The sequence below is a fragment of the Paenibacillus sp. J31R120 genome, assembly GCF_056269225.1.
In genome coordinates this window covers 1-8,716 of sequence record NZ_JBWDNN010000017.1, presented here as the reverse complement: position 1 = coordinate 8,716, position 8,716 = coordinate 1, and the positions used below count along the sequence as shown (strand labels likewise).

At 47.7% G+C, this 8,716-nt stretch carries 3 protein-coding genes; all 3 read left to right on the top strand.

Annotated elements, in window-relative coordinates; all coding sequences use genetic code 11:
- Nucleotides 1–545 precede the first annotated feature (545 nt).
- Nucleotides 546–2,138 (top strand): DNRLRE domain-containing protein, encoded by a 1,593-nt coding sequence (locus AC0YNW_RS29115; protein ID WP_475834802.1) that lies wholly within the window; start codon nucleotides 546–548, stop codon nucleotides 2,136–2,138.
- Nucleotides 2,139–2,157: 19 nt separating this feature from the next.
- Nucleotides 2,158–4,986, top strand: a complete 2,829-nt coding sequence (locus AC0YNW_RS29110; protein WP_475834801.1) for a discoidin domain-containing protein — start codon at nucleotides 2,158–2,160, stop codon at nucleotides 4,984–4,986.
- A 28-nt stretch (nucleotides 4,987–5,014) separates the two neighbouring features.
- Nucleotides 5,015–8,716: discoidin domain-containing protein (locus AC0YNW_RS29105; protein ID WP_475834800.1), on the top strand; the 3,702-nt coding region annotated here is incomplete at its 3' end.

Below are 8,716 nucleotides of genomic sequence, written 5' to 3'. Positions count from 1 at the left end.
CGGTATCACAGCGACTTGACCACGAATCTGGAAGTAATTCAAGGCTCAAGCTTACCTTGTTCGATTACAGTAGAGATGTACGACGATGGTTCGTACGCATTCATTATGTAATATAGACCCCACTCCTATCTTACTCGGTAGGGGTCAGCCTGTCGACAAAGCCCTCATTTTGAGGGCTTTTTTTGTTCCAAGTTGTAAGCGAAGGCCGAAATGGTACAGTTGGTGGTCCAGATAGAATATGCTGCGCGGTCAGCTTCAATCGCTTCATCGTTAGAATTGACGTTGCATCCGGAGAAGGCGTGAAGGAAAGACTTGCACCGCCTAAAATGCGGAGCATATCCTTCCAAGAACAGGAAAAGACACCTCCTAGTTAACTTATATTGTGTATAACATTCTGCAAAGGAGGAGGAAGTAGGATGGCATCACCGTTATAACGGTCGTCTAGATATCATGAGGATGGTAGAAGAGTTGACGTTATCGATGCACCGCTCAAGAAAGACTTGGGCGGCAGTATCTCATTGGAACTTAGGTAAGGAGGGGCATTCATGCAAGAAGTAAAAAGTATGAGAAAAATGTTCGAAAAACATCACTATGTCGGAGCAGGAGAATTCTATGCTGAATTATCCACGACTCCGTTGCACTATCTTTCGGAGTCAGGCGAATGGAAGGACATATCCACTACGGTAAAGGATTTCAGAGGGTGGGAGTACTCCAAAGGGGTTTTGTCCAATACGTTTAAAGTTTATTTTGGGGACACCATGTCACCCAATGAACACCTGGTAGGGGTAGAGAAGGTAGGGGACGAGGGGGAGTGTTGGATTAATTTCAAACTCAAGAACTCATGCCCCACAGAAACCGTTACTGAAGGTTCTACTTGTACTTTCAAAAACTGTTACGAAGGAGTGGATGTGGAGTACGTTGTGTCAGAGGGCATGCTTAAAGAGAATATCATACTCCATGAAAAAAACGACAGAAGGAGGTTCTCTTTTACGGTTAAGAAAGGAGACACAGTTATCACAAAGGAAGGGAATGCTGTTGTTATCTATGACCGTCACGGAGATGTTGTTTGGGATATGGGAGAGCCTTATCTAATCGACTCTGACGGCAAGATTAGTTACGGTGTTCATTACGAACTTTCTGATGGACAAGAATACGACGAGTTGTCCCTCATGGTAACAGACGAAGACTTTCTGATGACCGCCAATTACCCAGTCATCATCGACCCTACCGTGACGATGCAAGGGGACTCCGCTATATTGCAGGACACTTATGTCTACTCTCCTTCGGGTACTACGAACTACGGAAACGCGGATAGGCTAATCGTACAAGGTCTCAATAACTCGGCTGGAAGAAACAGAACTCTCATACAGTTTAACCCGCTCCCTTCGGATTGGGTCGTGAATGAAGCTCATCTGGAGCTGTTCTGCATAGCACGTAACCAGTATTCTATAGTCGCCAACTCTCATAGAGCGCTTCATCTCACAGCTCCTTGGAATAAGAATACCGTGACCCATAACAACATGCCCGCTCTTGGTGATAATGTCCTACAAGGGAATCCAACGGGTTTGACTGTAGACGTCTGGTGGTCTTATGACATTTCTAACTACTTCTTTAACCCCACAATAAAACAGAAAGACCATGGAATTGCTTTACAGTTTACTGGCGCTAACGGGGCATTTGCTTCTACTGCTACTTTCGCAAGCAGTCGTTATGCCGACACCTCTAAACGTCCTAGACTTGTTGTAAAGTATCTGAAAAAGCCAGTGCTAGGTTTTCATGATGGAACAGGCCAAGCTAGTACTTACTATTCGGACGGTTATGACAACATCTTTAAGCTCCTTGACTTCGGGACTCTAGTGGCAGGTCAGACTTCATCCCCGGTGCGAGTATTTGTAAAGAACTTGGCGGGGGTTGATGTGACTAATTTAAGGGTTTATGTCGCATCTTTAGAGTTCCCTGAGAAGACTAGTATAGAGTTGAGTCTTTTTAATAGTCCCTTCATACCAGAGACGATGCTTAGATTTAACGGGTCATATGTGGATGAAGCAGAAGCGTCGTTCTACGTCCGAATTGTCACACAAGAGGACGCAATGGCGGGCGGCGACTTCAACATCTACGCCAAGGCAGACCCTTTATGATAAAAGGAGGTAATCATTCATGGCAATCGTAGGGCAACCATTGATAGAACCAGAAGAAGGGTGGCAAAGGATAGATAATACACACCCTTTAATTTTCTACAGCGGAACTTGGACGACCACAGAGAACGCCGACCATTATATGGGGACAAGGCATTTATCTAACCAAGCTGCAAAACGTGTAGACTTCTCCTTCACAGGTTCTCGTATCAGGTTAATCGTAGGAACTTCGTCAAATAGGACGCAAGCAAGTGTAATCTCCGTTGACGGCAAAGAGTACACATTTAGTACCAGATTTACGGCATCTTCAGGGATATTAGCAAGGTATTTGGCTGTAGAGATTACTGATTTGGATTTTGCCAAGCATCGGGTATTTATATACGACACCTCGACTAGCTACCTAGATATTGATGCCATTGATATTGATGATACTGGGTATTTCTTTGAAGGAGCGCCCCAATTACTGACACCAGACGAAGGGTGGGTTCGCTACGATGCTACCGACTATACGGCTAGGAGAGGGGCTTGGACGTTACTCAACGCAACTGCTGCTCGACCTTTCACGGGCGGCTCTGTGCATTACACAGCCGCGAATAAGAACTACTTAGTGTTCAAGTTCGTGGGAAGCAAGTTCAGATTAATTGCTGAGTTCAACTCTACCTACGACAGTAATGTGGAGATAAGAATTGACGGTGATAGCGTAGAGAACTTCTCACTAAACTACGGGAAGAATTATCAATCCTTCTCTTTAGCGTACGAGAAGAGGGGTCTTGATTTCACTGAGCACACTGTCATGGTCATTAAAACCAGCGGTGCGCACATGCTCATTGATTCTATTGATCTTGAGGAAGCCGGTACTATGTTGCCTATGCCAACTCAGGTCATCGGAGATGTACTTAAGACGCCACAGGAGGGGTGGCAGAGGTTGGATAGCTCCCATCCGTGCCTATTCTATGATGGTATTGGGTGGTCAACTAACAGTCACGCATCCTACTACAACGGGTCACAGCGGGGGTCGGCAAATAACAACCTGACAGATGCTCTCAGGTTTGTGTTCAAGGGGACAAGTCTGAGACTGCTAACGACTTATTACCTGACTTACTCCAACAGTCTTCAGATTACTATAGACGGAAAGACAGAGGTATTCAGTCAATCATTTAACACGGCTTACACTGTCATCGCATATGAGAAGTTAGGCTTGGCTGACACTGAGCACGTTGTCGAGGTCAAGAAGGTCATCAATGGAACAGTAAAACCTGACTTTACTATTGAAGCCATTGACATTAACGATGGCGGGTACATCAAGTCCATTCAAGGCTCTCAGCTAGTTAATCCAGACGAGGGATGGCGAAGGTACGACGACACTGATCCTGCTCTAACTTACGTAGGAACATGGTCAACCTCATCCGTTACCATTGATACTAAGTACGGAGGGACGTTCCGATATGCCACGGCAATAGCATCAACTGTCAGCTTTACGTTTTATGGGACGAAGCTTCGTATCATTTCCTATAGGGAAGTATCGGCAACGACAACGGACGTTCTGATTATGGTTGACGGTCAGGAGTACCATTACAGCAATGTGGGGAATATTGCAGGATTCATAAACGTGTTTGAGTTGGTCGGGCTTTCTTTGGGGGAGCATACGGTCACTCTGCGTACAAACATCGCAGGCAAGCAGGTCAACGTAGATGCCATCGACATCGATGAGACGGGGTATATGGTATCCTCTGTCAGCTACCCTCAAACGGGCGGATCGCTGAAGAACACGGTAGCCGAAATGAAAGTAGGCGACTTTATCCGTTGCGGGTACAGGGCGACAGGGGCTAACACGGCGGGGACGTTCTACAGACTTGGCTCGGAGGATATGGAGACGGAGTTGCCTATTCTACCATCCAATGTGCCTTATGGGTTCTTCTACTTCGTAAAGGTGGACGAAGGCATTCTCGTAGCTGACCGCCCTATTCAGTACGGAGTCACTTGGCTGACATTGAATACCGCTAAATTAGTTCACGGCACTCTTCTGAAGGCTAATGACAATCCAGAATTGGTAAGCAACACCAACCCTTACGGCAAGGCTTCAGCAAGCAGTGTTTACAGTTCGTCTTATGACCCTTACTTCGCCTTTAATGGCAAGGATGAAGCTTATGGTTGGATTACGGCATCTGGCGTGAAGGCGGCTTGGCTGGAATACGAGTTCCATAAGCCAACACTTATTCAGAAGTATTCGCTTCGAGCACCCGCAAGCTACCCGACCATAATGCCCCGCAACTGGACATTTGAAGCTTGGGACGGCACTAGCTGGGTTGTACTTGACACTGATTCGTACACAGGATGGCAAACGTTGGAGGAACGGGAGTTCGTGTTCCCTAACATGACCAAGTATAAGCGATACCGCATAAACATCCTGACCAATGACGGTCATGCCAACTACACTGGCATTAATGAACTTAGGTTGTACAAAGACCCTGTACGGGCAACAGTCAGGTTATTTAACGGTGGCAGGTGCTTTGTAGACGCTGACGGAAACCCTTCTAACGCCAACACTGGAAATGGTATCTATCCTACCGATAATGAGTGGGACAAGCATCTAGGTAAAGGAGAGTTCGCGAATCCGTCAACATCCAACGGGGAAGACGTTTGGCGGTTCTCTTCTGTAGATGCTGAGTGGGCGCAGGATACGGTGCAACCGGGATTTATCTCACTAGGGACAGGCTTTGACGTTTCTGGTAACGGGCGGACTGTACGGGGCATGGGCGGCTACAAGGACTCTTATTGGAGCGTTGCGGGTACGTACCTTTCCCCAAGCAAGATAGGATATAGACCGATTGTCGAGTATTACTACGATTAGTCTCAATACAATGAGAGCAGGTGCTTGAATGCTTTATGAACTGACAATGCGGGGCGGGACTGGCGGCAGGACGGGTCAGACCGTCTACACCGCAAGAAATGGAATAGTCGTAACCAGTAGTGTTGCAGTATACAATAACTCCAACTACTATTACATGGAATACCTGTTCGATGGCGTGGATAATACGGCCGCGGCAGATAAGTATTGGCTGACGAACGGCGGCACGACCGTAACGCTGGACTTCGACTTTAACAGCATCCTGCCGAAGCTGAACAGCATCCATAAGATGGTCATTTACCCAAGGACACGTGATGAATCTATTTCTGACTACCGTATCCTTGGTTCGGATAACAAGACTACGTGGACGGAGTTAGTTCCCCGTGTATCGAATACTTACGCCAACTGTCCCTACGGTACGGCTAGGGAACACGTATTGGATAAAAAGTTCCGTTATATCCGAATGGAGTTGTACCGTAGCGGCAACTGGGGTGTAACCTTGAATGGTATTCGGATAATGGCAGACGTACAAGAGGATTATTCCGACACCGCACTTGGGACAGCGTACCCTACTCCCGACAACGAGTGGAAGAGGATCGATGATACGCACCCTGTCTTCCAGTACAAGGTGAATTACCCGTACAGTTACGCACAGGGGACTATACACATTAACGCAGACGAGATTAGCTTTACTTTTGTGGGCGACAGGTTGCGACTTCTCTACCATTACAACATGGGAAATAACGGGGACGTAGTTTACATTGACGATGTGGCTTATCCTACGACGAAGGTTAGCACGGGAGCGTCAGCACTAGCTTTCAATATCATGGGGCTGGACTATAGGGAGCACAGGGTTGTTATTAGAACCTATGTCGGCTCTGACTGGTATTCGCAGTTCGATGCTATTGAAACCGGTACGAACGGGTTCGTTAAGGCGGCGCTTGGTACGCAATTGCTGTCCGCTGAAGGCGGGTGGAGAAGGTTCGATGATGACAGATTAAGTTACCCTAACGGTCACGCCCTGTACAGCGCCACGGCTATTACTGGCATGATGGGTGCGGCATCAAGGGTACTGACTCCATCATTAAACCAAAACATGCTTCGGTTTAAGTTTTACGGGACAATGTTGAGGGTTCTCGCTTGTACGTATACAGGCAGGAATGACAACCTGCGTATCAAGATTGATGAGCTGCCTGAAGAGTCGTTCACAAGCAATTACGGCACGGCGAATATAGGACAAGTCGTTGTGTATGAGAAGCTGTCAATGGAAAAGAAAATTCACGATGTAACCATTACCTTTGCCACCACACATAACGGCGGGCAGTTCTTTATGGATGCTGTGGACATTGACGAGGACGGATACATTGTCGGAGAGTTGGGGGCTTCGTTGCCGCAACCAGAAACGGGATGGCAGAGGTTTGGTCAGAAGCACCCGGCTTTATCCTATTTCAACTTCTCCCACCCGTGGTCGGCAGATGCTAAAGCGTATGGTGGCACAATTTCCTACGATAACCTGAACGCGAATGCAGACGCAAAACTGTCCTTTAAGTTTACAGGCACTAAGTTGCGTATCATCTCTGCCTACAATACTGCAGCAATCAATCGGGGTAACAACATCATTAAGGTGGACGGGATACCTTATACGTACACGGAAATAGGGGAGTTGCGTTATACTGCGATTCAGTTTGAGGTTGTGGGGCTAGAGAATAAAGAGCACACAGTAGAGATTACAAAGGAAGCCAACAAAGTTCTGTCTCTTGAAGCCGTAGACATTGATGCTAATGGGCGGCTAATGCACATCAAGGAAGTTACGACAGAATCGGGCATGAAGGTAGGCGACAGGATTCGCTGTCATTACAAGGCCCACTACCCGAACACTGTCGGAACATTCTCCAATCTAGGAGAAGAGACTATGGATTTCCTTCCAGCACTTCCTACAAGCACTTTACCAGAAGGTGACTTTTACTTCATTGCCGTTGAGGAAGACCGCTTAGGTCGTGTTAAGCTGATTGCCGATAGAAACGTCCAAGGCGGTATCTCATGGGCAACACTGAATAGTGCTGGGGTAGTGACAGGAAAGGTTCTGAACAAGACGCTAGTACCTACAATCCTGCCGATGACCTCTAATGAAGGGGAAGGTGTATCCCTGACTCGTAGCGGAACGGTGGGGGCTAACCACGAGTCGTGGAAAGCCTTTAACGGAGATATGGCAGCTGGCGACACGAACAGATGGGTATCCCCCAACCCATCACCATCTTGGTTAATGTTCTCATACGCTGAGCCAAGGCTCATCAAAGCGTACTCCATTCTGTCTCACACGTATAATGCCGCCGCACCTAAGACGTGGCAGATGCACGGTAGTAACGACGGGACGATCTGGACGTTACTGGATTCAAGGACGAATGAAGCGGGGCTGACAGCCATGCGAACATTCTACATGAATAACGAAACTCCTTACCTGTTCTACCGATGGACGATTACAGCCACAAACGGATATGCTTCGTACTTTACCAGCGTAGACCAGATGCAGATGTTTGAGGAACTAACGTCAGGGATACAGGCGTTCATCACACTGCCTACAGGTGGTGTGTCTACAACGGATAAGGACAATGACTGGGATAGATTCGTGATTTCTTCCGACTTGGGCGGCGTATCCAATGCCAATGATAACAAGGTATGGAATTGGAGTGGTTGTTGGTCACATACCATCAACACGTACACGTCCATTGGAACAAGGACGGTTCGGGGAAATACGGCGGCAGGAGTGTCCTCCGTATCCACCACGGATAGCTCTCTTCTCTCCACTGGGTTCAGACCTATGTTCCTTGTGGTGGCAAGCCAAAGAGGGGAAAATAACCTCCGGAGTGAGATTTACGTCCGTCCACGGATGGACATTGAATCGAAGTTGCACGTTTACCAAAATACTATTGTAGATGTTCCTAAATCAACGATGGTTGACGTGACGGTACCTGTGACAGCGACAGACTGGAAGGGCTACGCTCTTGAGGTATCAAGTGTCTACTCTCAGGCGGGTCACGAACCTTGGATGATGCTCAATAATGCCACAACAGGCTATGGGTGGGCACTAGCCGGCGGTGATACAACAGGATGGTTTATCTTCGACTACGGAGTGCCGCTTAAGGTCGCGGGTTATGGGTTAGGTGCTAGGGTGACGTACCAGCACCAGATGCCACGTAATTGGGTTCTGTATGGCAGTAACGACAAGACGGGTTGGGAGTTGCTGGACACCGCATCAGACGTCACTGCATGGGGTAGTGGAGAACTTCGTCAGTTTGTACTACAGGGCGCTGCCTTTGCAAAACCTTTCAGGTACTTCAAGATGGAGTTCGGAAACTCTTCAATTGTGATCCAGTTAGCCATCCAAGAGTTCGAGTTGTATGAAGCCTATCAAGATGCTCTGGAACAACGCAAGTCGCACGTGACTGTGCCTTACAGAAACAATTTTCCGTCCGTTATTACGGTAAAACCTCACGGTAAAATGACGGGACGGTTTGCAGTCGCTCCTGTTTATGTAGACGATACGTCTTCCACCATTCAGGTAAAAGTTCACGATAACTTGGTCAGCCACATCTCCGTCCGTGCCGCTGGTAAGATGCGAGGGACGTTCTCTGTCATGCCGCCGCCGAAGGTAGAACTAAACCTATCACCAGTCAAGGACGCTTTCGTTCGGTCTAATGTACCTCGTCTGAACTACGGAGAAGAGCAGGAGATA

Coding starts and splice junctions, on each gene's coding strand:
- AC0YNW_RS29115 (WP_475834802.1), top strand. CDS start 546: ATGCAAGAAGTAAAAAGTATGAGAAAAATGTTCGAAAAACATCACTAT.
- AC0YNW_RS29110 (WP_475834801.1), top strand. CDS start 2,158: ATGGCAATCGTAGGGCAACCATTGATAGAACCAGAAGAAGGGTGGCAA.